This window comes from Sporofaciens musculi (genome assembly GCF_009830285.1).
Lineage (GTDB): Bacteria > Bacillota > Clostridia > Lachnospirales > Lachnospiraceae > Sporofaciens > Sporofaciens musculi.
Genome location: NZ_WUQX01000001.1, coordinates 372,501 through 398,539 on the forward strand (window position 1 = coordinate 372,501; position 26,039 = coordinate 398,539).

Annotated in this window: 18 protein-coding genes, 7 tRNA genes, 1 rRNA gene and 1 pseudogene (1 of these 27 only partly in view); 20 read left to right on the plus strand and 7 right to left on the minus strand. The window is 42.6% G+C overall.

The genetic code is table 11. From position 1 onward, the window contains the following. From GN277_RS01900 to GN277_RS01935, 8 genes are all read left to right on the plus strand, one after another. Nucleotides 1–2,040 (plus strand): 23S ribosomal RNA (locus tag GN277_RS01900) (it extends 873 nt beyond the left edge of the window). A 105-nt stretch (nt 2,041–2,145) separates the two neighbouring features. After that, a tRNA-Asp gene (locus tag GN277_RS01905) sits at nt 2,146–2,219 on the plus strand. Nucleotides 2,220–2,270: 51 nt separating this feature from the next. Continuing rightward, nucleotides 2,271–2,343: transfer RNA gene (locus GN277_RS01910), tRNA-Val, on the plus strand. 8 nt (nt 2,344–2,351) lie between these two features. Further along, nucleotides 2,352–2,434: transfer RNA gene (locus tag GN277_RS01915), tRNA-Tyr, on the plus strand. 76 nt (nt 2,435–2,510) lie between these two features. Beyond that, a tRNA-Thr gene (locus tag GN277_RS01920) sits at nt 2,511–2,583 on the plus strand. A gap of 30 nt (nt 2,584–2,613) precedes the next feature. Next, nucleotides 2,614–2,687 (plus strand) — tRNA-Met (locus GN277_RS01925). A 3-nt stretch (nt 2,688–2,690) separates the two neighbouring features. Beyond that, a tRNA-Phe gene (locus GN277_RS01930) sits at nt 2,691–2,763 on the plus strand. A 22-nt stretch (nt 2,764–2,785) separates the two neighbouring features. Next, nucleotides 2,786–2,858: transfer RNA gene (locus GN277_RS01935), tRNA-Lys, on the plus strand. A gap of 108 nt (nt 2,859–2,966) precedes the next feature. On the opposite strand, the gene GN277_RS01940 is transcribed toward GN277_RS01935, so the two are convergent. Both GN277_RS01940 and GN277_RS01945 read right to left on the minus strand, forming a co-directional pair. Next, a complete protein-coding gene (locus GN277_RS01940) occupies nt 2,967–3,737 on the minus strand; it encodes a flagellin (RefSeq protein ID WP_159749347.1) in 771 nt (256 codons plus the stop codon). Nucleotides 3,738–3,871: 134 nt separating this feature from the next. Continuing rightward, nucleotides 3,872–4,588 (minus strand): LytR/AlgR family response regulator transcription factor, encoded by a 717-nt coding sequence (locus GN277_RS01945; RefSeq protein ID WP_159749349.1) that lies wholly within the window; start codon nt 4,586–4,588, stop codon nt 3,872–3,874. Between the two features lie 148 nt (nt 4,589–4,736). On the opposite strand from GN277_RS01945, the gene GN277_RS01950 reads away from it, so the two are divergent. The 3 genes from GN277_RS01950 to GN277_RS01960 all read left to right on the plus strand — a co-directional run bounded on the left by GN277_RS01950 (nt 4,737) and on the right by GN277_RS01960 (nt 10,724). Further along, complete coding sequence (locus tag GN277_RS01950; protein WP_204162689.1) at nt 4,737–6,614, plus strand: hypothetical protein; 1,878 nt, start codon at nt 4,737–4,739, stop codon at nt 6,612–6,614. A gap of 307 nt (nt 6,615–6,921) precedes the next feature. Next, entirely contained in the window at nt 6,922–9,471 is a 2,550-nt protein-coding gene (locus GN277_RS01955; RefSeq protein ID WP_159749351.1) for a cation-translocating P-type ATPase, read from the plus strand. An 86-nt stretch (nt 9,472–9,557) separates the two neighbouring features. Then, the gene (locus GN277_RS01960) at nt 9,558–10,724 is read left to right on the plus strand and encodes an AI-2E family transporter (RefSeq protein WP_159749353.1); all 1,167 of its coding nucleotides are present in this window, start codon (nt 9,558–9,560) and stop codon (nt 10,722–10,724) included. 84 nt (nt 10,725–10,808) lie between these two features. Here the strand turns inward: GN277_RS01960 and GN277_RS31970 are convergent. The 4 genes and pseudogenes from GN277_RS31970 to GN277_RS01980 form a co-directional block, all read right to left on the minus strand. Beyond that, a pseudogene (locus tag GN277_RS31970) lies at nt 10,809–10,931 on the minus strand (NADH peroxidase); the annotation flags it as partial. A gap of 66 nt (nt 10,932–10,997) precedes the next feature. After that, nucleotides 10,998–11,225, minus strand: coding sequence for a type II toxin-antitoxin system MqsA family antitoxin (locus tag GN277_RS01970; protein WP_159749355.1), 228 nt, complete (start codon nt 11,223–11,225; stop codon nt 10,998–11,000). Nucleotides 11,226–11,439: 214 nt separating this feature from the next. Beyond that, the gene (locus tag GN277_RS01975) at nt 11,440–11,982 is read right to left on the minus strand and encodes an NADH peroxidase (protein ID WP_159749357.1); all 543 of its coding nucleotides are present in this window, start codon (nt 11,980–11,982) and stop codon (nt 11,440–11,442) included. A 148-nt stretch (nt 11,983–12,130) separates the two neighbouring features. Then, a complete protein-coding gene (locus GN277_RS01980; protein WP_159749359.1) occupies nt 12,131–12,553 on the minus strand; it encodes a Fur family transcriptional regulator in 423 nt (140 codons plus the stop codon). 271 nt (nt 12,554–12,824) lie between these two features. Here GN277_RS01980 and GN277_RS01985 point away from each other — a divergent pair, with 271 nt between their 5' ends. The 3 genes from GN277_RS01985 (at nt 12,825) to GN277_RS01995 (ending at nt 14,372) form a co-directional block, all read left to right on the plus strand. Then, on the plus strand, nt 12,825–13,727 hold the full coding sequence (locus GN277_RS01985) for a C40 family peptidase (protein WP_159749361.1): 903 nt from the start codon (nt 12,825–12,827) through the stop codon (nt 13,725–13,727). 121 nt (nt 13,728–13,848) lie between these two features. After that, the gene (locus GN277_RS01990; RefSeq protein WP_159749364.1) at nt 13,849–14,061 is read left to right on the plus strand and encodes a hypothetical protein; all 213 of its coding nucleotides are present in this window, start codon (nt 13,849–13,851) and stop codon (nt 14,059–14,061) included. Between the two features lie 92 nt (nt 14,062–14,153). Beyond that, nucleotides 14,154–14,372, plus strand: a complete 219-nt coding sequence (locus GN277_RS01995; RefSeq protein WP_159749366.1) for a DUF1858 domain-containing protein — start codon at nt 14,154–14,156, stop codon at nt 14,370–14,372. Between the two features lie 160 nt (nt 14,373–14,532). On the opposite strand, the gene GN277_RS02000 is transcribed toward GN277_RS01995, so the two are convergent. Further along, entirely contained in the window at nt 14,533–15,264 is a 732-nt protein-coding gene (locus tag GN277_RS02000; protein WP_159749368.1) for an adaptor protein MecA, read from the minus strand. Nucleotides 15,265–15,684: 420 nt separating this feature from the next. Here GN277_RS02000 and GN277_RS02005 point away from each other — a divergent pair, with 420 nt between their 5' ends. The 6 genes from GN277_RS02005 to GN277_RS02030 all read left to right on the plus strand — a co-directional run bounded on the left by GN277_RS02005 (nt 15,685) and on the right by GN277_RS02030 (nt 25,986). Further along, nucleotides 15,685–15,900: a hypothetical protein gene (locus GN277_RS02005; protein ID WP_159749370.1), complete on the plus strand. Its 216-nt coding sequence runs from the start codon at nt 15,685–15,687 to the stop codon at nt 15,898–15,900. Nucleotides 15,901–16,005: 105 nt separating this feature from the next. Continuing rightward, nucleotides 16,006–18,243: a glycosyl hydrolase family 18 protein gene (locus GN277_RS02010; protein ID WP_159749372.1), complete on the plus strand. Its 2,238-nt coding sequence runs from the start codon at nt 16,006–16,008 to the stop codon at nt 18,241–18,243. A gap of 195 nt (nt 18,244–18,438) precedes the next feature. Continuing rightward, complete coding sequence (locus GN277_RS02015; protein WP_159749374.1) at nt 18,439–20,469, plus strand: RNA polymerase sigma factor; 2,031 nt, start codon at nt 18,439–18,441, stop codon at nt 20,467–20,469. 72 nt (nt 20,470–20,541) lie between these two features. Continuing rightward, on the plus strand, nt 20,542–21,483 hold the full coding sequence (locus GN277_RS02020; RefSeq protein ID WP_159749376.1) for a hypothetical protein: 942 nt from the start codon (nt 20,542–20,544) through the stop codon (nt 21,481–21,483). Between the two features lie 123 nt (nt 21,484–21,606). Beyond that, a complete protein-coding gene (locus tag GN277_RS02025) occupies nt 21,607–24,189 on the plus strand; it encodes a leucine-rich repeat domain-containing protein (RefSeq protein WP_159749378.1) in 2,583 nt (860 codons plus the stop codon). 120 nt (nt 24,190–24,309) lie between these two features. Next, nucleotides 24,310–25,986, plus strand: a complete 1,677-nt coding sequence (locus GN277_RS02030; RefSeq protein ID WP_159749380.1) for an O-antigen ligase family protein — start codon at nt 24,310–24,312, stop codon at nt 25,984–25,986. Nucleotides 25,987–26,039 lie beyond the last annotated feature (53 nt).

Consider the following 26,039-nt stretch of genomic DNA (forward strand, 5'->3'; position numbering starts at 1 on the left):
CGAAATAGCTTTAGGGCTAGCCTCATACAAGTCTTGCGGAGGTAGAGCACTGAATTTCCTAGGGGGCGTCAAAGCTTACCGAAGAATATCAAACTCCGAATGCCGCGTAGATGATGTATGGGAGTCAGACTGCACGAGATAAGTTGGGTAGTCGAAAGGGAAAGAGCCCAGACCTACAGCTAAGGCCCCAAAATGTATGTTAAGTGGAAAAGGATGTGGGATTTCAAAGACAACTAGGATGTTGGCTTAGAAGCAGCCATACATTCAAAGAGTGCGTAATAGCTCACTAGTCGAGAGGTCCTGCGCCGAAAATGTCCGGGGCTGAAACATACTGCCGAAGCTTAGGAATCAGAAATGATTGGTAGAGGAGCATTGGATACTGGAGGAAGCAGTACTGAAAAGAGCTGTGGACGGTATCGAAGAGAGAATGCCGGAATGAGTAGCGAGAGGAAGGTGAGAATCCTTCCGGCCGAATATCCAAGGTTTCCAGGGTAAAGCTGATCTGCCCTGGGGAAGTCGGGACCTAAGGCGAGGCCGAGAGGCGTAGCCGATGGACAACAGGTTGAGATTCCTGTACCACAATTTAACAGAACTGTGGGGACACGTGTGGAAAGCATAAGCCGGGAATGAAGAAACCGGCGCAAGCGAGGTAGGAGGTACATTGGCAAATCCGTGTATCAATCTGAAGACGTGATGCGGACCGAATTAAGAGTAGGGAAGTATGTGAGCCATGCGTCAAGAAAAGCCGCTATAGTTTGAATTGTGCCCGTACCGTAAACCGACACAGGTGGATGAGGAGAGAATCCTAAGGCCGACGGGAGAAGCATTGTCAAGGAACTCGGCAAAATGACTCCGTAACTTCGGGAGAAGGAGTGCCAGGTAAGACTGGCCGCAGAGAATTGGCCCAAGCAACTGTTTAGCAAAAACACAGGTCTGTGCAAAACCGAAAGGTGAAGTATACGGGCTGACGCCTGCCCGGTGCTGGAAGGTTAAGAGGAGAGGTTAGCGAAAGCGAAGCCTTGAATTGAAGCCCCAGTAAACGGCGGCCGTAACTATAACGGTCCTAAGGTAGCGAAATTCCTTGTCGGGTAAGTTCCGACCCGCACGAAAGGCGTAATGATTTGGGCACTGTCTCGACAATGCACCCGGTGAAATTGAAGTACCAGTGAAGATGCTGGTTACCCGCGCCAGGACGGAAAGACCCCATGGAGCTTTACTCCAGCTTGATACTGGGATTCGGTATTGCATGTACAGGATAGGCGGGAGGCTGGGAAGTGGTGACGCCAGTTGCCATGGAGCCGCTGTTGGGATACCACCCTTGCAGTATTGGATTTCTAACCAGAGGCCGTAAGCCGGTCTGGGGACAATGTCAGGTGGGGAGTTTGACTGGGGCGGTCGCCTCCGAAAGGGTATCGGAGGCGCTCAAAGGTTCCCTCAGAATGGTTGGAAACCATTCGCAGAGCGCAAAGGCAGAAGGGAGCTTGACTGTGACACCGACGGGTGGAGCAGGTACGAAAGTAGGACTTAGTGATCCGGTGGTATAAAGTGGGATTGCCATCGCTCAACGGATAAAAGCTACCCTGGGGATAACAGGCTTATCACTCCCAAGAGTTCACATCGACGGAGTGGTTTGGCACCTCGATGTCGGCTCATCGCATCCTGGGGCTGAAGTAGGTCCCAAGGGTTGGGCTGTTCGCCCATTAAAGCGGTACGCGAGCTGGGTTCAGAACGTCGTGAGACAGTTCGGTCCCTATCCGGCGCGGGCGTAGGATATTTGAGAGGAGCTGTCCTTAGTACGAGAGGACCGGGATGGACTGGCCGCTGGTGGATCTGTTGGCTAATCAAGGCCATGGCAGAGTAGCCAAGCCGGGAGGGGGATAAACGCTGAAGGCATCTAAGCGTGAAGCCCCCCCTCAAGATGAGATATCCCTACTGTCAAGGTAGTAAGACCCCTTGAAGACGACAAGGTAGATAGGGCGGAGGTGGAAGTGCAGTAATGTATGGAGCTGACCGCAACTAATCGGTCGAGGGCATGACCAAAGGTGGATAGGTAAAGGAAGAAGATGGAAGATCAGATAGAGCTTAGAATAAAGTTTCTTGTGTGCAGTTTTGAAGGTATGTACCTTCTAAGCGTATTATACGCAAGGCCCAGTGGCTCAGTTGGTTAGAGCGCCGCCCTGTCACGGCGGAGGTCGAGAGTTCGAGTCTCTTCTGGGTCGTTGACATCAGACATTCGATGTGTTATAATTGAATGTAGATGTTGATTATATGGGATCTTAGCTCAGCTGGGAGAGCATCTGCCTTACAAGCAGAGGGTCATAGGTTCGAGCCCTATAGGTCCCATAGATTATGGATGGATTCCCCGAGTGGCCAAAGGGGGCAGACTGTAAATCTGTTGGCAACGCCTTCGAAGGTTCGAATCCTTCTCCATCCATTTGGATATTAAAAAGATATTTAAAGTTTTTTTATATCCGGTTAGATATAATTATCTATTTGATGATGTATCTTGTGCCGATGTGGCTCAATTGGCAGAGCAGCTGATTTGTAATCAGCAGGTTATCGGTTCGAGTCCGATCATCGGCTTGCTTCCAAAAGAAGCATTTAACAGAATATCGCGGGGTGGAGCAGTCTGGAAGCTCGTCGGGCTCATAACCCGAAGGTCGTAGGTTCAAATCCTGCCCCCGCAATCCGCCCAGATAGCTCAGTTGGTAGAGCAGAGGACTGAAAATCCTCGTGTCGCTGGTTCGATTCCGGCTCTGGGCATTTTGTATACCTAAAATAACGTGGGCGTGTAGCTCAGTTGGTAGAGCACTTGACTTTTAATCAAGTTGTCCGGGGTTCGAATCCCCGCACGCTCAGTTAAAGCAATACGATTGTGTCAAATGAAAAATACAAGATATGGCGTTTCCCATAAAATGGATTCCACCATATCTTGTATTTTTTAATTCAAGAAATCGCTAAATGTCTTAAAACAAAAGACCCATAGTCTTCTGACCTTCCTGTTCTGCTTTCTTCTTCTGAAGCATCATGGAAATACTCTGCATGGTCTGCTGATGTGTCAATTCCTGAATTGCCTTTGCAATGTCAGTATCCCCCATACGGCTTTGAGCAGCAGTCAGATTAGTGGACGCATATCCATTATAATCGATTGCATGATCAAGAGAATTGGACTGCGCGCCAAATGTACTGCGGTTGCTGGTGACCTTTGTTAAGGCATCATCAATAGACTGAAGGTTAAAATCCTTCGTAACATCAAAGTCCGCAATTCCAAGAGCCTGTAATGTAGAGTTTGCAGCATGGTTGACGGTAATGGAAGCACCGCCGGCATCTGATACAAGCTGAACGCCGTTACTCATACTGCCATCTAGCAGATTCATCCCGTTATAGCGGGTCTGAGTAGCAATATGCTCAATACCCTGCTTCAACTGATCGATTTCCTTCTGGATATCTGCCCGATTCGTACCATTCAGGGTTGAATTGCTGGCACGTAAGCCTAATTCACGCATTCTCTGCAGATGGCTGGTGATACTTCCCAGTGCTGAATCAGAAGTATTCAGCATGTTCGTTCCGTCGCCCAGATTCTTTGTACCTGTATTATAGCCCGTCACTTGAGCTTTTTCATTCTCGACAATAGCCAGTTCAGCGGCGCCGTCCGCTGCAGACATCAGCTTGTTACCACTTGAAATATGTCCAAATATATAAGGGGTTGTGCTGCTTATTGCGGAAATTCTGCTCATCTATATTCCTCCTTTCATAATGGTATAAAGTTATACCTTAATGGACGGAGTCCACCCGCCCCGATAGGGACATGTATTGCGGTGTGCCCTTGGGTATACTTTCATATATAATATCGTACAAATTATTAAAATGATTACCAATTTTTGTAAAAACGATAATTTTTAACAAGTTGTTTTATTTTTACGTGACCGCGTACACGAATAGGAAGGCGTTTTCCATTTTCTAAGAGACAACAGTTATTTTCAAAATCCAGAACATGGTCAGCGTTAATCAGGATGCCTTTGTTGATTAAAATAAAGCGGGGGTCGTGATGTGTTTTGCAAATAAATTCGGACATAGTCAGACGGCTTCTCAAGATGGACTCGTCAGTAAGGCTAATGTCTAAATAATGTCCGTCTGTGACAGCAGAAATAATGTCTCGGTAAAAGACGGGAATGATTCTCCGGTTACTGTTAATCTCCATATACTTCGGATATGGAAGAAGTATTGACATGGCATCCTCCAACACCTTCGCCACTCTCTCCTCAGAGAAGGGTTTGACTATATATTCAAAGGCATGGCAGGAGAAAGCGTCCGGCATGAAATCAGCGCTGGAGGTCAGGAAAATGAGGAGACAACTGTTATCCTGTTCTCTCATTTTTAATGCGGCTGTGATTCCATCCATTTTTTCCATATAAATATCCATGAAAATAATAGAAAATTTATTTCTTTTAAAATCACTGAGAAAATCTTCTCCGCTGACAAAGGATACAATTTCTGTTTGACATTGGTTTACCATACAAAAGTCACGGCAGATTCCTTTCATTTTATCTAAAAAAATCGGTTCATCATCAACGATTGCAATTTTCAATCAAACTTACCTCCTGTCAGGTTGTATTACTATTTTATCATATGGATGTTGTTTTTGCCAGAAATTTGATGTTCTTGCCAGAGAGGTTCTCTTTTCTGGCAAGAAATATATAATTGGTTTAGAGAATAAATAAGGGAGAAGTTTGCTTATGAAAAAAACAGTAAAACGTATAGGAAGTCTGCTACTCTTTGTTTGCGTGGCATTCGTCTGTACAATGAACGTATTTGCAGAGGAGGAGAAAGCGCCTGTGGTCTATGATTCTGGGACAGGTTATAAGGCAGAGAAAATCACACATCCTGAAAAGGATGTGATGACGGCGGACGGCATTGTGGATTACACAGGAAATGGAACGATGGGGGTTAATCTGGAGGATGGACAAGGTGACCGCGGACAGAATTATTCCTGGGGCTCCATTGGTTACGGGGATTATATGTACATAGGTACTTGTTATGGTGCGTGGACGTCTACGCTTCAATTTATGAAAATGAGCCTGGGACGTAATTATGATGATACAGTCATGAAGGAGGCGTTGGATACCTATTATCACGGAAATATGTATACCGGTGAGGAGGACGGGGTAGATGCACTGGGAATCCTGTTAAAGCTGAATGTTAAAACAGGAGAAGTTAAGATTCTTATGTCTAAGGAATCGACGGGGCAGAACACGATTTTTAGAAATGCTGTTGAATTCAAGAATAAGTTATATTTTTGCGGCGCAGTTAATACGATTCCCTGCATCTATCAGGTGGATCCGGAAACAGACGAATGTAAGCAGGTGTATGCGGGCATGACATTAGAAGAATACATGGAGGCTTATCAGAAGGGAGTGTCAGTTGGAATTCGGGGAATGTGTGTATATAAGGATAGGCTCATAGTAAGCTGTATCAATACGAATGGGGCAGTAATCTGTGAGTCAGAAAATCCCACTGACCAGGAGTCATTTAAGATTATTGCGACAGATGAGGAGTTATTCCATTATCCTGCTTATAATTACTGCGATAGTATCTATGGCGGTTCTATTTTCGATATGACCCAGTACGGAGAGAGTCTTTATGTTTCAATCTGTACCGGTAAGCCGGAAAATGCTGTAAACGAGAATACGATGCAGTCTTTTGGAATTGTAAGGGGAGATGTTGCAAAGGACGGCAGTTGGAAGTGGACGAGTGTGGTAGGCGACAAGGAGAAGGATGGGGCTAAATACACTTTTGGAATCGATCCAGAACGTACACGCAGCGGGGCCGCAAATTTGATTACATTTGACGGATATCTCTATATCGGGGAATATAATGATGAAGAAATTGCGGTAGAAAGGATGTTGTTTGACAATGATTTTACGTTTATGAATCTGAATTTTGAGCAGCCGGTTAATTTCTACCGGATGGATGAAAATGAAGATATAGAGCTGGTTGTGGGAGATAAGGACGAGATGTTTCCAGAGGGAGGTCTGTCCGGAATGGGTTCAGGATTTGGATGTAACGAAAATCAGTATATCTGGAAGATGGTGGAATATGACGGAAAACTTTATGTGGGAACTTATGATGCCAGCAGCTTTTTACTTCCGCTTGACGAGTATATGAATGACGAAAATGCAGCGCAGGAGTGGAAGGATAAAGTAGATGAATATGTAGAGAAGCTGTGCAGTAACTATCAGGGAATTCCGGAAAGCGCTGTTACCTGTGGGGAGTATTTAGATAAAGCAACATTTGGATTTGATTTGTATGTGACAGAGGATGGAATTCATTTTACAAAGATTACTGATGATGGATTTGGGGATCCGTATAACCATGGATGCAGGGCATTTGGTATTACAGAGGAAGGATTGTTTGTCGGTACAGCGAATCCCTTTTATGGCACTCAGGTTTGGAAGCTCAGTGAGAATGAGGATTCAATGGAAATGGAAGGGGAAGATGTAATACAGGAGGATTCGGAGGGAGAAAATAGTCAGATAGGCATAATAGTGGGAGTGTTTGCAGCGGCAGCTTTAATATTCCTGTTGGCTATATATAAGAAAAGGAAACAAAAATAGCCGGCAGATGTTGACAAGATTTGGAAATTAGTATATATTGATTATCAGATAAAAGGGAGTAACTTGCGTATTCGGGATCATCTGAAGCGTTTACGATGTCGTCAGTACGATGATGAAGCACCATCCGTATCGTAATGAAATAGTGAGACTTTTATTGCATAGTTCCATATGCAATAGAGGTCTCTTTTTTGTATTCCTGATGCCTGTATTACTAGAAATATGGGTATGCTAAAAGAGAAAGAGAGCTCTGTATGCAGGAACGTGAATCATTTACTTTGACAAATATTGAGAAAGAGAGGAAATGTTTATGCTGACGAGTGAACAGGCAAGAAAGAATCAGGAGAAGTTTGGATTAAATGAATTGACGGAGGGGAAGAGGAAAAGTACGTTTCGGATATTTCTGGAGCAGTTTAAAGATTTTCTTGTGGTCATATTGGTGATTGCAGCTTTTGTTTCAGGATTCCTTGGAGATGTTGAGAGTACGATAGTTATTCTGTTTGTGATTATTATGAATGCTATTTTGGGTACAGTTCAGACAGTGAAAGCAGAGAAGTCTTTGAATGGATTGAAGCAGTTGTCTGCACCTGCGGCAAAAGTGGTTAGAGACGGCACGCTTAAGCAGATTCCTTCCCGTGAGGTTACGGTTGGCGACGAGGTTATAATTGAGGCGGGGGATTGTATTCCGGCTGATGGAAGGCTGCTTACTTGTATGAGTCTGGAGATAGATGAAAGTACGCTGACTGGAGAGAGCCTTCCTGTGGGAAAATCTCTTGAAGAACCGCCCAAAGGGGCTGCACTGGGGGATCAGACGAATCGGGTATTCTCCGGAAACTTTGTCACTTACGGGAGAGGAACCTATGAAGTGACTGCTATTGGCATGAAGACAGAGGTAGGCAAGATTGCCGGACTACTGAATACTGCCTCTGAAAAAAGAACACCCTTGCAGATAAGCCTGGATGAGTTCGGTAAGAAGTTATCAATCATTATACTTGTATTCTGTGGAATACTCTTTGTGATGAGCATCCTGCGGGGCGGCTCCGTGGTGGATGGATTTTTATTTGCAGTTGCCCTTGCAGTTGCAGCCATTCCAGAGGCGCTGAGTTCGATTGTCACGATTGTGCTGTCCTTCGGAACACAGAAGATGGCGAATGAGCATGCCATCATCAGGAAGCTTAAGGCGGTTGAGGGCCTTGGAAGCGTATCGATTATCTGCTCAGATAAAACGGGGACGTTGACCCAGAATAAGATGACTGTGGAGGAGTATTATGTGGATGGCAATCGAACTTCGGCAGAGGACATTTCTTTGGACTGCCACGGTCAGGAATTACTGCTTCTGTATAGTATCCTTTGTAATGATTCTTCCAATGTACAGGGACAGGAAATTGGAGACCCGACAGAAACAGCTTTAATTAATCTGGGAAAACGTGTTGGATTGGGTATTACGGATGTACGTGACAAGTATCCAAGATTATCTGAGCTTCCCTTTGACAGCGATAGAAAGTGTATGTCCACAGAGCATAAGATGAACGGGCGGGCCGTGATGATTGTAAAAGGAGCTGTGGATGTGCTGATGGAGAAAATGGCCTTTGTCTGGGAAGATAATTTTGTAAGGACATTTACCAAAGGGGACAAGGAGAGAATTAATGCACAGAATTTGGAATTTTCTCAAAATGGTCTGAGGGTGCTTGCATTTGCCTATAAGGAATTGGAGGAAGAAAGGAAGTTGGCTCTGGAGGATGAAGAAGGGCTTACCTTCTTGGGGCTGATTGCCATGATGGACCCGCCCCGCACAGAATCTAAGGAGGCTGTAAGCAGGTGTATCCAGGCAGGAATTAAGCCTGTAATGATTACTGGGGATCATAAGATTACAGCAGCGGCAATCGCAAAAAGAATCGGCATATTAGAGGAGGATTCAGAAGCCTGCGAGGGTGCTGTGATTGATCATATGACTGACTCAGAGCTTCAGGATTTTGTGGAGGGAATCTCAGTGTATGCGAGAGTTTCTCCAGAGCATAAGATACGGATTGTTCGTGCCTGGCAGGAGAAGGGGAATATCGTGGCGATGACAGGGGACGGGGTAAATGATGCACCGGCTCTTAAGCAGGCGGATATTGGTGTCGCTATGGGGATTACGGGAAGCGAAGTGTCAAAGGATGCGGCTTCTATGGTACTGACAGACGATAATTTTGCAACAATCATTAAGGCCGTAGAAAATGGAAGGAATATCTATCAGAATATTAAGAATTCCATTCAATTCCTGCTGTCTGGTAATTTTGCCGCGATTCTGGTGGTACTGTTTGCATCTGTTGCAGGACTTCCCGTGCCTTTTGAGCCGGTGCATCTGCTGTTTATTAATCTTTTGACGGATAGTCTTCCTGCTATAGCGCTGGGGCTTGAGCCTCACAGGGCGGAGGTTATGAGGCAGAAACCGCGGTCTATGAAGGAATCTATTCTGACCAGGGAGTATCTGTTCTGCATTGGTACAGAGGGACTGTGTATTGGTGTAATGACGAGTATCGCGTTCCTCGTTGGATATTGGAGTGATGGCGCTGCGTTTGCCAGTACGATGGCATTTGGGACTTTATGCGCCAGCCGTCTTATACATGGCTTTAACTGTAAATCGCCCAGACCGGTTGTATTTTCATCAGCAATATGTAATAATGTTTATTTAATTGGTGCATTTTTAATTGGTATAGTTTTGATTACGTGTGTAATGACGTTGTCAGGGCTTAAGGGAATCTTCAAGGTGGATACCCTTAATATGGGGCAGTTATTGACTGTGTATGGGCTTGCATTTTTAAATCTGCCTGTGGTTCAGATTTTAAAATGGGTGAAGACACGCAGAGTCGTATTGTAGCGCCAGGAGTCGATGATGCAAGGGTCTTTTGTCAGACGGACTTGGTTTGGCAGGAAATAGACAGAGGATAAGAATAGGAGGTTTGTATGGAATTAAGTAACAATACTGTAAGGAAGATAAGAGGGCTGATTGTATTCACGGCATTAATTACAGCGTGTCTGTGGAAATATGATGTTGTGGTCAAGGCTTTGGCATTTGTGTTTCACATTATTTTGCCGTTTGTCCTTGGAGGTGCAATCGCTTTTGTGTTGAATGTTCCCATGAATTTTGTGCAGCGTAATCTTTTTAACGAGAATAGGATAAAAGGGAAAAAGCGTATGCAAAAATTGGCGCGTCCGGTCAGTATGCTGATTGTGATTTTTGGTGTGCTTGGAATAGTGGGGATTGTAATGTTCGTGCTGATTCCGCAGCTTGGGACTACGTTTGCCAATCTGGGTGCGAGTATCCAGGAATTCATCCCAAAGGTACAAAAATGGGCTGAGGATATCTTCCATAATAATCAGGAAATTATGGAATGGGTGGAAAGTCTGGAATTTGACTGGAATAAGATTATGGAGACTGGAATTAATTTCTTCAAAAATGGAGCTGGAAGTGTGCTGGATTCTACGATTACGGCGGCAATGAGTATTGTGAGCGGTATTACTACATTCTTTATTGCGTTTGTGTTTGCAGTCTATATTCTGCTTCAGAAGGAAAAGCTGGGGCTTCAGGCAAAAAAGGTGCTTTTTGCGTTCGTTAAAAGAGGACGAGGGGAGGCGGCATTGGAGGTGCTGTCTCTGACATATAATACATTTTCCAGCTTCCTTACGGGACAGTGTGTGGAGGCCGTAATCCTGGGCAGCATGTTTGTAGTGTCCATGGCTGTGCTGAGACTTCCATATGCGCTGTTGATCGGTATTGTCATTGCATTTACCGCATTGATACCGATTTTCGGAGCGTTTGTGGGATGTGCGGTGGGAGTGTTTATGATATTTATCGAGGATCCATTTAAGGCGATGATTTTTATTGTATTGTTCCTGGTGCTGCAGCAGGTTGAGGGGAATCTCATTTATCCTCATGTTGTGGGTAATTCTGTGGGGCTGCCTTCTATCTGGGTGCTGGCAGCGGTCAGCGTCGGCGGCAGTTTGATGGGGGTAGTTGGAATGTTGATATTTATACCGATTGTATCGGTGGTATATGCACTGTTTCGGGAGGTTGTGTACTTAAAGTTAAAGCAGAGGAATATTACACCGGAGGAGGTGGAGAAGATATAATTATATAGGAGAATGAAGTAAAAAGAGGAGTATGTGTAGACACACCTATTCCTCTATAAAGTCTTATATTATACAGTTTTTATCTTAGCCAAAGTATCTCTTAAGAAGTCCCTGAAATGCCTTGCCGTGTCTAGCCTCATCTCTAGCCATCTCGTGTACGGTATCGTGGATTGCGTCCAGATTAGTAGCCTTAGCTCTCTTAGCAAGGGCAGACACGGCAAGGCTTCCGAGGGTCTGTTAAAGAGTTACCGAAGTACCTCTTCAATCATCAAGCTATGCAACTTTTGTATAATTGATTACTGAAATCTCCTGCATAAGCGATTTGGCTGTATTTACTATTTTCTCTAACTGGCATGCTGTTTCATCTGAATAATACTTTGCGCCGCATTGCTCACACTCTTCACAGGGGACATTTTTAATAATGATTAGACAGCCATTGCAATCTACAACATGGATTGTGATGGATTCTGTTAAATTATAACTCTTACAATACATACACATTTATCTTTCCTCATGCTTACGAAATACTCATGTTTCTCTGGGTGTTACGATTTTTCGCCGCTAGTCGGAATGCTTTTTCCATTGCAGGTGTAAGTTCAGGTGAATCTTCATCTTCTATTATACAGTAAAGATACAGAAAAAAGGAACCTTTTACAATTTTAAATGTAAAAGATTCCTTAAGTTAATGACATTGTTATATTACGCCGTTTTCATCTTAGCCAAAGTATCTCTTAAGAAGACCTTCAAACGCTTTTCCATGTCTAGCCTCATCTCTAGCCATCTCGTGTACAGTATCGTGGATAGCGTCCAGATTAGCAGCCTTAGCTCTCTTAGCCAGATCGAACTTACCAGCCGTTGCACCGTTTTCAGCATCAACTCTCATCTCAAGATTCTTCTTGGTGCTGTCTGTAACAACCTCTCCAAGCAGCTCTGCAAACTTAGCAGCATGCTCAGCCTCTTCGTAAGCAGCCTTCTCCCAGTATAAACCGATCTCCGGATATCCTTCTCTGTGTGCAACTCTTGCCATAGCAAGATACATACCAACCTCTGTACACTCTCCCTCAAAGTTTGCTCTTAAATCAGCAACGATATCCTCGCTTACGCCCTTAGCTACGCCTACAACGTGCTCTGCAGCCCATGTCTTCTCTCCACTCTGCTCTTTGAACTTGTCCGCGCCAACACCGCACTGAGGACATTTCTCAGGTGCAGAATCTCCTTCATGAACATAGCCACATACTGTACAAACAAATTTTTTCATAGCAAATCTCTCCTTTTCTTATTTAAAATTTATTATTAATATCAGTAATAATTACTGATATTAATTTAGCATAGTTATTGAAAAATGTCAACCACTATTTATTATATTTTGTATAATATCTTTTGTAAGTATCCGTAAAAAGAAAATTTTAATTGGACTTTTCCTCCAGGGAATGTTCCAACTGATCTTCACATTCTTTACAAATTCCATAGAACAAAGTCGTGTGAGATTCAATAGTTCCATTAAAATGTCGGTCGGCATACTCTGTGATGGATTGTGAATGCTGCTCATCCATCGTGAGGTCGTAGACCTTGCCGCAGGAACGACATACAACATGGTAGTGAGGATCAACCCGTCCATCGAAGCGGTCCCCCCCATCAGGAGTAGAGATTTTGATGGCCTCACCCATATCTGCAAGAAGATTAAGATTGCGGTACACGGTGCCAAGACTAATATTCGGAAATTCTTTTCTAACTTGCAAGTATACAGTATCAGCGGTTGGATGGTCAAGAGTGTGTTCCAGATAATCTTTAATAGCGGCACGTTGTCTGCTGTATTTCATGTTTGCCATCTGATTGCTCCTTTCAATAATGATAATAATTATTAAATTTAGTATAATTCAGCATGTATCATTTGTCAACGAAAAATTTAAAAATGTAACAATTCGTAATAATTGATTTGGAATATAATGTAATCATACCCAATATTTAGGCAGAATATGGCGAATGAATTATGAATAAATCGGGTTGACACTGGAAATATAAATGATATAATAATAACGTAACAAATGTAACAATTCTGTAATATTTACAAAAGATAAGAAAACATAAAGGAGGGAGTTTATGGATTCTATTCTGAAAAAAGGATTGTTCCTAGTTACTACAGCAGGAGCTATAACAGCATTTCCAGCTACGGCGTATGCTTCAGATACAGCAACCGATGACGTGATGCCGCAGATGGGGATTGAAGAGGTACTGAATAATTGCTACTCGTCTGATAAGGAGATTGAAGTAGAAGATTATCTGGTGCCGACAGAGAAGGGTGAGTATTTAGATATGGCGTTTGCCAATGTCGAGACGTTTCTTTATATAAGAAGCGAACCGACAAGAGAAAGCGAGTGGGTAGGTAAGTTGTATCCCGATTATGCCGCGAAGATTCTTGGACCTGTGGGAGAGTGGACTAAGATTGAATCCGGCGAGGTGACAGGCTATGTGTGTTCCGAATATATTATAGTAGGAAACAGTGCAGAGCAGAAGGCACAGGAGATGGTACAGGACTCAGAAACCGAGGACCCAACGGATGCATTTACTTACGCAGAATCTAAGGAGGAGGAAGAAGAAAGACTTGCAAGAGAAGCGGAAGAAGCTGCTCTAAGAGCACAGGAGGAAGCGGCTGCAAAAGGAGGAACTGGACAGGCTATCGTTGATTTCGCGTGCCAGTTTATCGGAAATCCTTATGTGTGGGGTGGGACAAGCCTTACAAACGGTGCAGATTGTTCGGGATTTGTCCAGTCAGTATTTGCAAATTTCGGAATCAGCCTTCCCCGTACGACGAGGGACCTTGTCAGTGTGGGTACACCGGTCAGCTATGACCAGGCAATACCAGGCGACATTATTCTCTACGACGGCCATGTAGGAATCTATATGGGAACTGGACAGATTGTAAATGCAATCAACAGCGCGCAAGGGATTGGGATATTGCCTGCCACTTACACAAGTATTGTTACAGTAAGAAGACTTATTTAAAATATACAGATTATTTTAGACGAGAAAATGGTCCGGGAAAAACTTCCTGGACTTTTTATCTTGTCGAACCTTAGAAGACAAACTATGCAAATTGTTCAAAAATGTAAAAATATGTAAAAAAATGGAAATTTGGTTTTTCCAAGTTTTCCACAGTATAACGGCCAAAAAAGGTGGAAAAACCACTGTTTTTTTTATTTTATCCACATTTTCCACATTAATTGCGGTGGATTTGGGGGAATACTCAGAGGAAAGAAAAGAACGCATGTTTTGTGAAGATATGATAAAAATAGGAATTTGTCGAAAAAAATGGAAAAATGGGTTGACATCTGAGTAGTCAAATATCAGGAATAAATTTCTTGAAAATGTTTACACAATGATAAAAAGCGATTATAATGGAAACACTGAAGAGAAAAGGAGGCGTTAAAAATGGGACAGATTTCTAAAGACATGACTTTTGGTCAGCTTCTTGAGCAGTATTATGAGAAGTGTCCGAAGATTGTAGAGGTTTTGATGGAAGCAGGAATGGGCTGTATTGGATGCCCACATTCCCAGATGGAATCCATTGAAGAAGGCGCAATGGGACATGGAATAGATCCGGATTTGTTAGTTGAAAAGCTCAATGCGACGATTCAGGCAGCAGGTTAGTATTTGGTCTGATCATGAGACGCTGACGGTTACCAAAAAACAAAGTACTAAAAAACAAAGATAGAAGGGACTGCGAAAATCCAGATATATTTTATCTGAATTTTCGCAGTCCCTTCTTAAATGGCAAAAATTACTGCCGGTGACTGCGCACACAGATATATTAGACTGCTGCAAGTGTCTGTACTGCATCTGAAACAACCATATCACAGTGTTCCTCTAAAAAGGCCAGGGTAGCTCCTGACGATACTTCCATAGAACCATATTCTGACAGCATATTACAGATACGGTTAAAATCGTTGATGGTATGTTCTGACTGTGTTAAAGCCAGAATGTAAACATCCTCCTCCGGATCTTTATACAATGTATTGGAGCCGGAGTAAATGGAATTAAGCAAGTGTACTGCCTTCAAGACACTGTTCATCGTAGGAAACGAGAACAGACGCATAACATTCTTGGACGGTTCCGCAGGTGCATCTTCTTTTCCTTCTGGTACAACGGAATTACTGAACTTTTCTTTGACCTTATCAAGTAATTCCAGTAATGTATCAGCCCCCTCTAATTTATTAATGACATCCTTTTTCGGAGAATCCCATTCGCTTCCGGGCGACGGGGCGAACTTGGAAAAGCGGGTATCCAGCTCTTCAGGGTCCTCGACCTTGGTAATTACCAACACGATGGAGTCGGCAGAAGCAGGAATCGCTTCAATCATCAGAGGCAGGTCTTCTGCTTCAAAGCCAAACTCAAAGGCGGCTTGTTGCATCATATCGCGGAAAAGTGACTTAGCTTTCTCGGTTCCATAGGCCAGTTCGCTTAATTGAAGATGGCGGGCAGCAAGATCAGCACGAGTCAAGGTGCAGCGGATCTGATTGTCGTTTAATTTTTCAATCTTCATATTTCATCACTTCCTTCTAATGTAGTATAGCATAGAAAACCTTGAATGTTCAATAAAATAAGTATAAACTAAAAAAGTGCTTGCGTAAAGAGTTTTTATCTATTATAATTACAATATTAGAAGATAGTTTTCCCTGATGACTACGTTCTTAGAACAGAGGAGGGAGAATTTCTTAAAATAAATTTATTTCACATACTACGAATCTATGAATCTATCAGAGACAGATCAGAGAAAAATCAGAAAACAGCCGTTTCAGGCAATTTTCACATGAACTATTAACATTATATTATAATGCCGGAACTATCTTCTATTTAATATTAAGCTGTGGCGTATAAAGGAAATTGTATCACGGCATCTCCTTTTATCATTATATGCAATCTCAGCCGTAGTTATCATCCGGCATGTGTAAGGAGGTCAGACGTGGGGGATGAGGTTGATTTACAGAAGATGTTCAAAGAATTGACAGGATATGAGAAAAACAGGGTAGACTTAAGGATTGACGGGATACCGGCGAGTCCTATGCAGATTGTCCAGGCACATGTGGCTCGTGAGGAGTCTGCCTATATGAGAGACTATGTACTGAATGAGAAAGGTGATATTAAGGAGCTGTGGTTTACCAATATTGAGAGTAACTAATAAGGAGAAATTTGCGAATACCCCGTAAAAAAAGAGAAAATGTCGAAATAAGTAATGACGTGTGCCGAGGGTTTTGCTATAATAAGGTCGAGTAGGAGGTGCAGCATGGAGGAAAAAGGCAAAAGAAGCCGCACAACTTCAGACCGCAGAGGGAATACAGGCATGTTAAGGCCTAAGAGCATAGATGGGACAAGAAGCCGTATTTCAGCAGAAGAACAGGCAGGAAGACAAGACAGTGAGGGGAAGGAGTCTGTAAGTGGCAGAAACCTGGAATTCCGTAGACAGCCGGTCGGAAGGCAGAGAACAGAGAATCAGCCATTTGGCAGGCAGAGACCAAAGAGCCAATTATATGAAAGACAGAAAGCTGATAGCCAGACTGTAGGAAGACAGAGGGAAGAGGGCCAGCCATTCGGCAGAAAGAAGGCAGACGAGCAGTCAACCGGAAGGCAGATGCAGGAAAATCAGCCCTTTGGAAAAATGAAGCAGGACGAACAGTCAGACAGAAGACAAAGACTGGAGAATCAAGGTATCCGAAGGCAGCAGCCCAGAAGACAGGGGAATGGAAGACCTGTAATGAGAAAGCAGCAGTCCAGGCGGAGAAGAAAGAGGAATCTTGGAATTAAGATTGCCGCTTTGGTCATACTAGTTATCGCAATAGTTGCAGCAGCATTTTTATGGAAAAAATACAGTCCTTCAAAAGAAGAATATGATTTGAGCAAATATTATGGTATAGAGAATGAAGGACAGTTGGCGATTACTGTAGATAATCAGGTTGTAGAGCCCTATGGAATGATTGCAGATGGTAAGGCTTATGTTCAGTATGAGATTGTAAGGGATTATATCAACAGCAGATTTTACTGGGACCCCAATGAGAATGTTCTTCTATATACTCTTCCAAAGGATATGGTCACTGTGGAGGTAGGAAGCAAGGACTATAATGTATCCAAGGAGAAAAAGAGTGAAGATTACGTCATTTTAAAAACAGAGGGAAGCACAGCATATATTGCCTTGGATTTTGTCCAGCAGTATACGAATATTGAGTATGAATTGTACAATGAACCCAACCGTGTTATGATTGTCAGCGATTGGGGTGATATGACTGTAGCATCAGTGAAGAAGAATACCCAGGTGCGTTATCAGGGCGGTGTGAAGAGTCCGATTTTGACACAGATCAAGAAGAAGGATGAAGTTACCATATTGGAGAATGAAGGGGACTGGAAGAAGGTTCGTACAAAAGATGGATTTATTGGATACGTTAAGAGTAAGGCGCTTAGAAAAGAAGAAAAGAAGAATATTTCCAGGGCTTTTGAAGAACAGGAGTTTACCAGCATTAAGAAAGACTATACCATCAATATGGCATGGCACAATGTAACGAATAGTGAGGCGAACAGTGTAGTCCTCCAAAGGATTGCAGACAGCAAGGGACTGACCACCATTGCGCCTACATGGTTTCATGTAGAGAATACCGATGGCAATATGAATTCTATTGCGTCAGCGGATTATGTGAATTATGCTCATCAGGCGAATATAGAAGTATGGGCTACAATCCGTGATTTTGACGGAGGAATTAGTTCCTATGAGGAATCTTATGAGCTGCTTCGCTATACGTCAAAGAGGGAGAATCTGATTAACCAGTTGATGGCAGAGGCGTTAAGAGTTGGTATAGATGGTATCAACGTAGACTTTGAGAAGATTTCCGACGAGTGCGGGGAACATTATATCCAGTTTATTCGGGAATTGTCTGTAAGGTGCAGGCAGAACGGTATTGTGCTGTCAATAGATAACTATGTGCCCAAGGGATATAATATGCAGTATAACCGCAAAGAACAGGGAATCGTTGCAGATTATGTCATTATCATGGGTTATGACGAGCATTATGGAGGTTCGCCTGTGGCGGGTCCTGTAGCTTCTTATAACTTTGTGAAGGAAGGAATCGAGGAAACATTGAAAGAGGTTCCGGCAGAGAAGGTAATCAACGGGATTCCGTTCTTCTCCAGACTATGGGAGGAGACTCCGAAGACCGCCGAGGAATTGGCAGAGCAGCAGGGAACGGAAGCAGCCCAGTATGATATGAAGGTGGAGAGCCAGGCTTTTGGTATGTCTCAAGCCAGGTCAAAGGTTGACGAAGCAGGTGCAGAGTTGACCTGGAATGATGAGCTTAAGCAGAACTATGCGACGTGGACAATCGAGAGTACAACTTATGAGATCTGGCTGGAGGACGAGCAGTCTATCGAAGAAAAGCTTAAGCTTATGAAGGAGTACAAACTTGCGGGAACATCTGCATGGGCATTGGGTCAGGAGAGTCCGGAAGTATGGAATCTGATTCAGAAGTACGTGAACTGAAAGTAGAGACAAATAACAGAATACCTCTTGCAGCTTAGATTTTTAAGGAATCAAAGCTGTAGGAGGTATTTTTCTATATTATTGGTTAGAATTTACAATGTTGAAGAGTCGAAAGTACTATGTTATTTTTAACTGCATAGGAACATTTTTAGAAATGAGGTTAGCATAAAGAACATTAAGGCAGGGAATCAGAAGATGGAAGTACGGACATTGGCAGATGAGAGAATATTAGACATTCTGGAAAAGGATTCACAGAGAGGAATGGCGCTCTTAATGGAGAAATACACGGCCTTAATCTGGCATGTGAGTTCTCATTATATAAGGAATCCGGAGGACATAAAAGAATGTGTAAACGATACATTTTCAGAATTTTATTTTCACAGAAAACGGTTTAAGTCGGAGAAATCTTCTTTGGCTGCCTATCTGACAGCGATTGCGCGAAACAAGGCGGTATCTCTCTACAGAAAAGAACAAAGAGAGAAAAAACGGCGGGCAGATGTAGATTCTGAGAAATTGGCAGAGAAAGAGTCACAGATTGAACAGGCAGAACTGCGGACAGATATAGAACGTGCAATGAGCCTGCTTAAACCGAACGAACTGCAAATTATCAGGATGAAGTATTATGACGGAATGTCTGTACGTGAGATAGCAGCTTCTCTTAACCTGCCCTATGAGACTGTAAAGAAACGCCACCAGAGAAGTGTGCTGAAGCTGGGGCAGAGCCTGATGCTTATCCTTGCGCTGGTATTTATTCTTACAGCTTGCGTCTACGGAGTTCTGCGTTATCTTGAAGTCATACCTCCAATTGGGGCCTGGTCCTGGCCGTGGATATGGGAGAAAACAGATGAGCCAAAAGAAGAACAGGAGGATGATATAAGGGAGAAGGAAGTTCCTGAGCTTCATCTTGGGGATACAGGAGGGGAACAAAGAGAGCCGGATATGGATGCAGATTTGCCGGAACAAGAGGGAGCTGAGGAAGCTTTGCTTAGTATATCTCCAACAGCTTTGCCGATGGAAGAAGAGGGTAAGGCCGTGGATATGACGCCCACAGTTATGGACGAGTACACGGTGAGTCCAGGATATGGGGTCAATGTAGACCCGAAAGAGCCAGTTTATACTTTGGCAGAGAAAGAAACTGTGGAGAATGAAAGATATGGGTTGACATTGGAGGAGGCTCATTATATTAATCATAGGGTTACGGCAACAATCAGACTCTATAAAAAGAATGATACGGTAGAAAGTTGGAAGGAATTATCAGAGGGAATAAATGTTAAATTTATTTCATTTAAAGAGTTTAAATGGAATCGTACATATATATCATGCAGAAGCATAGATTCGTCTACAGAGTTACTCGTCTGCTGTTTTGACAATGTGTCGCTTCCAGATTTGGAGAAGGGAATTGAGAATATTTCAATATTATTTACCAGTGGAGACAGTATTTCTTTTAGTATGTCGCGTGTAGAGCAGGAAAAGGTTACAGAGTATCCCCATCAGACTGGAGAACTTGGAGGTATATTAGCAATACCTCGGTTTGAGGAGGGCTCCTTGATCATAGCCATTCACCCATTGGATGATGAGGATGAGTTTCAGATTGTTCCTGCAATCATTGTAGATTCCGCCGGTTCTGGTTCGGAAAGAATTTTGATGATAACGGGGGAAGACGGTACAACATATGCTGGGGAGTGTATCAGATATCACCCCATGGGGGAAGAAACCTATTTTGAATGGAATTTTGGTAAGGTAAGGCCAGGCAGTTATAAGCTGAATATTCCTTGGATTTATATGCAGGCAAAAATGAATGAGATTAATATGCCAATTGACCCGTTAAAGAACTTGTGGGATGATAAGAAATATTCTTTCCCTGGAGGAAGGGTTTGGATTCAGGATTGCATACCTTTAGATGCGAAACCGGAGGAAGAGTTATCAATGATAAAAAAATGGCGTATCCGTATAGGATACGATTCGGTTTACGAGAACTGTCCGGTTACCGGTTTTTATGGATTGTCCTGTGAAATGGATTGTGATCCTTCGGAAAATGATCGTTTTGAGACTGGATATGTAATGAGAATGATTTCAAATGATGCAGAGAACGGGATATGGGAATATGATTTAACAGCGAATCTGGAGTTATCGAATCCACAAAGTATGCATCTGTTTTTTAGTAAAACAGATACCGTTAATCTTCGATGGAATCAGAGCTTCGAGATTCCGTTTACTGTTGAATAATTTGTCCCTTTTTGTCCTTGTCAAGCGAATATATAAAATAAGGGAGAATTTGTTTGATTTGGAGGAAATGGGATGGACAGCAGATATACGGTAGATGAGGTTGAGGCTCTTGCCAGGAAATGCATTTTGCTTGGGAAGGAAAAAAGGCCAGAGCTTCAATGGGTGAAGAAGCATTATGAGCATATACAGGAAAAATATCAACTGAAAAATAAGACGGAGACAGATAGATTTCTGTATGAAAAAATGTATGGACATGCGCCGGAAAAATCGACGGAATTCCTGAAGATTCGTTACTGGCGGACTGGAAATTATGTGCCGGGAAGCAGGGAGCAATGTCTGTTGTTCGGGAACGCGTTAGAGCTTTCTGAGGATGAGCTTCGGTTTATGCTGCAGGGATTTTGTGACAGGAGTGAGGATATTTATGCGACAGAGGCGAGCCAGCAGAATGAAAAATGCCGAAAAAGGCAGGAGTATTTGAAGGAGATTATTGAAAATTATATTAAGAATGTTTCCAGGGATAGGCTTAAGAACCTTCATGTTCCAGAAAAAAGGGCGGAGATGTTTTTCAGACATTTGTATTTTACGGATGCGTTTCACTATGTTGAGCCGTTGGCTAAGATTGAACCGGATATTATGAGGAAGCATATTACGAGTTACAGATATCAGTCGGAGATTGTCCGTCAGATGAAGCTTATTGGTGAGATACCGAGAAAAGTTTTTATCCGGCATCTGCTGATTCTCGGTCTGCCGGACCTCACCCTTGAAAAGTTGAATGAGCAGCTTAGGTTCTTCGGATATCTTGCTCTTACAGATAAGCATACCATGGTCAGAGGGGAGAGGCTTGATTGGCTGTTAATCCGGATTTTTGAGATGTATGAGGAGTTACTTAAAAGAAAAGATAAACAGGACTGTCTGAGATGGTTTCAGGGGGCTTGCCGTAAGTTAGACTTGGTATTCAGGGAAGAAGGGTATCCCAGACTAAGGTTTATGTATTTTAAGGCTTTGAAGATATAAAAGGCTTAAAAAATGTAAAATGTTAGCTTTTACAATGTTGATAAGGATATTGTAAAATGATAGATTTTAATAGTGATATTAGCATAGAACATACCCATAAGGAAGGGAGAAAAAGAAAAGAAGATGAGAAAGAGAAGAAAACTATTGGCGTTTCTTTTGGCAGGAACGCTGGCTATGTCTAGCTTCACTGTGGCCAGCGCGGATGAGCCAGAGAATGAGCCATTGCCGGTGGCAGACGAGCAGCAAAAGGAAATATATGATAACGGGAGGGCAGAAGAAGGTATGCTTCTTACGGAAGCCCAGTTAAAAGAGTTAGAGAAGGCAGAAGAAAAGGAAGAAAAGAAAGAAATAGAGAACGACCAGACAAAAGAGAAAAAAGAAGCAGATATCCAGGAAATGGTAGAGATACCAGACCCCACTTTTAGAGCCATACTGAAAGAGCATGGAATAGAAGCGGATGAGAAGGGATTTGTCAAAAGAGCAGATATGGAAAAATTGGCGTCTTTAAGCATCTGCGATCAGAGTGGAATCGATATCACAGGAATCGGATATGCTGTTAATCTAAGAGAGCTTACCCTGGAAAAATGCGGTATCACATCTGACTGGGTTAAGAAGTATATGGATGAAATTAAAAATATAAGTCTCAATAAGTGGTCTCTGGCAGGAAACGAGCTTACAGACGTATCCTTTTTAGAAGGCACATATATGTGGAATTTACAGAGTTTAGATGTGTCGGATAATAAAATTACAGATTTTACAGGCGCTTTAAATTATTCTAATTTGGCCTGTGTATTTTCTTATATGGGAAATACTCCGGAGGGAATGAAGCAGATATTTGAGAAATATTCTTACGCGGATATTTCTATGCCGGAAGGCTTCACAAGAAATGCTGAGTTTAAATATGAATCAGTTCTGGGAAGCTATGCGCCCTTTGCCGATGCAGCTTCGGTAAAGCTTGAGAGTTCTGACGAAGGGATTGTTGCAGTTGAAGGTCAAGATTTGATTGGGAAAAAATGCGGAGAGGCAGTCATTACCGCTAAGTATGAAGATGTTGAAAAGACATTTAAAGTTACGGTTACAGAGAGTGAAAAGAAAGGCCCTATCGCAGATGAGGATAAGATATCAAAGGATCAGTTACCGGAAGAAAAGGGAAGTCTTTCTGTTCTGAATAAGGGGCAGATCTGGAACTGGGAGACAGAGCCTCCCAAGAATGTGTCTGGCGACAAACAGATGAAGACATATGTTGCTTACTGGGTATACCGTGAGAATCAGGCAGTAGGATTGGGAGAGGATTATTACGGACTCGACCAGAACGGTACCCTCTGGAATATCAAAAAGCATAAGATAAATGATACAGAGTTTGCACAGATTAAGATTGCAGACAAGGTAAGATTTATTGTGAAATATGTGGACAGCCCATTTAGAAGGACGGCAGTAATCTATATTACAGAAGACAATAAATGCTACATAAGTTATGTAGACGGAGAAAATGTTGTCACTCAATTTGTCTGTGATAATGCAGAGTCAGCGGACAGCAAGGGTTATATTTCCAAAAAAGACGGAACAACGGTAAGAGTTGAATTAGACGACAATCAAAAGGTAGTTGTAAAGGCAGAAAAATTCCATATAATGGATTCTGTTTCATATGTATTCCTCGAAGAAGATACCCCCTATGATTTGGCTTTGGACAGTAAGGGGAATCTTTGGAAAAGACCTTCGGGCAGTACAGAATGGGAAGATAAACCGATTGATGAAGGAGTCAGTGAATTATCCTTTTATGGATTTATCAAAAATGGCACATTGTACGATTTGAAAAAAGGTTTTCCAAAAATTGCAGACAATGTCAGAGAATTATGCAGCAGAGGATATATCACAAAGGATGGAGTCTATTATGTTAAAAGCGGCCCCAATTTTGTTATGGCCCTTAAGGGAGTAAAAAAAGTAGTCAGAGATTATGCATTGACAGAAGATCATGTACTGTATGTCATAGGTGGAGCGGGATCGGCAGTTCCGGTGCTGTACTCTGTTGTGGATATATTTGAATCAAACATGGAAGTGAACGCTCAGCGTGAAGATGGAAGTATATGGGAGATTTCCGACACTAAGGCAACGGAAATATGTACTCTGAATCAGATTACAGGGTCTGCTCTGGCGGATAAGGGAATTACAATAAGCGGCGCGGAGGACGGAGTCGAATTAAAAGTAAAGACAGAAGCTGAGATGAGCGATAAGCAGAAGGCAGAGCTTGAAGATAAGGTGAAGAAGCTTCATAAAAATGTGAAGGGTGTGAAGTTCTATGACATTTCACTTTTTAAGGATGGCAATGAGCTTCATGACCTGGCTAAAGCGGTTAGAGTGACTATGCCGATTCCGGAAGGCTTTGGAAAAAACCTTATGGTTTACCATGAGAACCAGCAGGGTAAATTAGAAGATATGAAGGCAACGGTTAATAGCAACGGAACAGTAAGCTTTATGTCAAGCAGCTTTAGTCCGTATATGATTGTTGACCTGGGAGAAAGCGGAGGCACCTCAGGCGGCAGTAATGGAGATACTTCAAAGAAACCGTCTGTATCTAATGAAGGAAATGATACGGGCAGAAAAGCGCCGAAAACGGGAGATACTTCTTCTATTATGCTGTATCTATTTCTCGCATTAGCAGCAATGAGTTGTACAGGAGTGGTTACAAGAAGGAAGTTAAATAAATAATTTGGGGCTGTCGCGCCTAGTGAAAACATACAAGATATGGTATTTCCTAAGAAATGGATTTTATCATATCTTGTATGCTTTTTACTTAGTGAGACGTCCAATTCAGGGAAGTTTGAGATTATGAAAAAGACGCAGGAAAAAAATGAGACATTGATTTTGCAGATTTTTATCACTGTTGTGGCATTATTGTTTGGAGGATTTTATGAGTTTGTAAGCTGTCTTGCCACCATAGGATTTGGAGTATATCTGTTTTGGATTACACATAGAAGGAAGGAAATCTGCCTATTTTGGAACAGCGGCATTATTCTTGCGATTGTTCTTTTAGTATGTCATGGATTAGCGGTTTTATGGGCTGTGGACAGTGGAATGGCCTTTCTTGGGTTTCTGAAATTTATGCCGATTGTATTATTTGTATTAATTCTTATGCAGTTTACAGAGGAGGAAAGGAACAGGCTTTTATTATCGGTACCTGTATCCGGAATCATTATCATAGCAATAGGAATTCTGTTTTATTGGGTTTTGGCTGTAAGAGAACATTTCTTTATGGCAGGAAGATTTGGCGGGACGTTTCAGTATTCTAATACCATGGCTCTTTATTTCCTGGCAGGCATTGTGGTCATACAGAATAAGATTACATTTTCTATCAAAACAGCGGCGGGAACAGTGGTGTTACTCCTTGGTATTCTTATGACAGGAAGCCGGTCAGTTTTTGTGATGACAGTGTTTTTGATGGCGATTGAAGCATGGAAAAATAGGGGATACCGGCTGCTGAATGTGGGACTTCTTACGGTTTCCGTGGTCGGGGGAGGCATCTATGGAGCTGTGACAGGAAATTTCCAAAATTTTGGGAGGTTTCTGACCATTTCTTTGGAAAACAGCACGTTTATCGGGCGTCTTTTATATTGGCGGGACGCATTTTGGCTGATACTTCGACATCCTATGGGAAGTGGATATATGGGTTATTATTACAGTCAGGGGCAGATTCAGACGGGAGTATATTCTACTGTTTTTGTCCACAATGATTTTTTGCAGATTGTTCTTGATGTGGGATGGATTCCGGCAATCTTGGCAGCAGGAGTTTTGATAAAGCATATATTTTTCACGAAAATAGATGTGACAGCGAAGATGATTTTGTTTTTAATCGGAGTTCATAGTTTGCTTGATTTTGATATGCAGTTTTTGAGTATCTGTCTGTTGTTTTTTATGGTTCTTGAGTATAACGGGGGAGAGGGATGTCAGGTTAAAGCGCAGGTTAAGAGAGCTGTATATGGTATTACTGCGGCAGGTGTGGCAATTTCTCTATATTTTCTGTTTCCACTTGTTTCGTTTTACAGGGGAGAGTATGAGTTGGCACGGAAGCTTTATCCGTATTATACTGAGGCAGAGTTGGTTCTTCTTCAAGAAGCACAGACAAAAGAGGAGGGGGAGACGCTTGCAGACAGCATTTTGAAAAGGAATCAAAATGCAGCGCTTGCTTATGATGCCAAAGCCCTTGCCTGCGCTATGGAGGAAGATTTTGAAGGGATGGTACAGTATAAGGAAATGGCGGTAAAGAACAACCCTTATGCCATATATGAGTATGTAGATTATGTGAGCCTGTTAAGTCGGGCGGTGGAGTATTACAGTGAAAAGAATGACGTGAAAATTGCGAAAGTCTATGTGAATCAAATTCTTGAGCTTCCTGACAGGTTAGAAGATATGAAGAAAAGAACCAGCGAGCTAGGATGGAGGATTAAGGACCAGCCGGAATTGGTATTGCCAAAGGAGGTTGAAGATTATATTTCAAATCTTCAATAAAGAATACATTGTTGGTTAAAAAATAATAGTCATACAACATATCCTAGGATTTT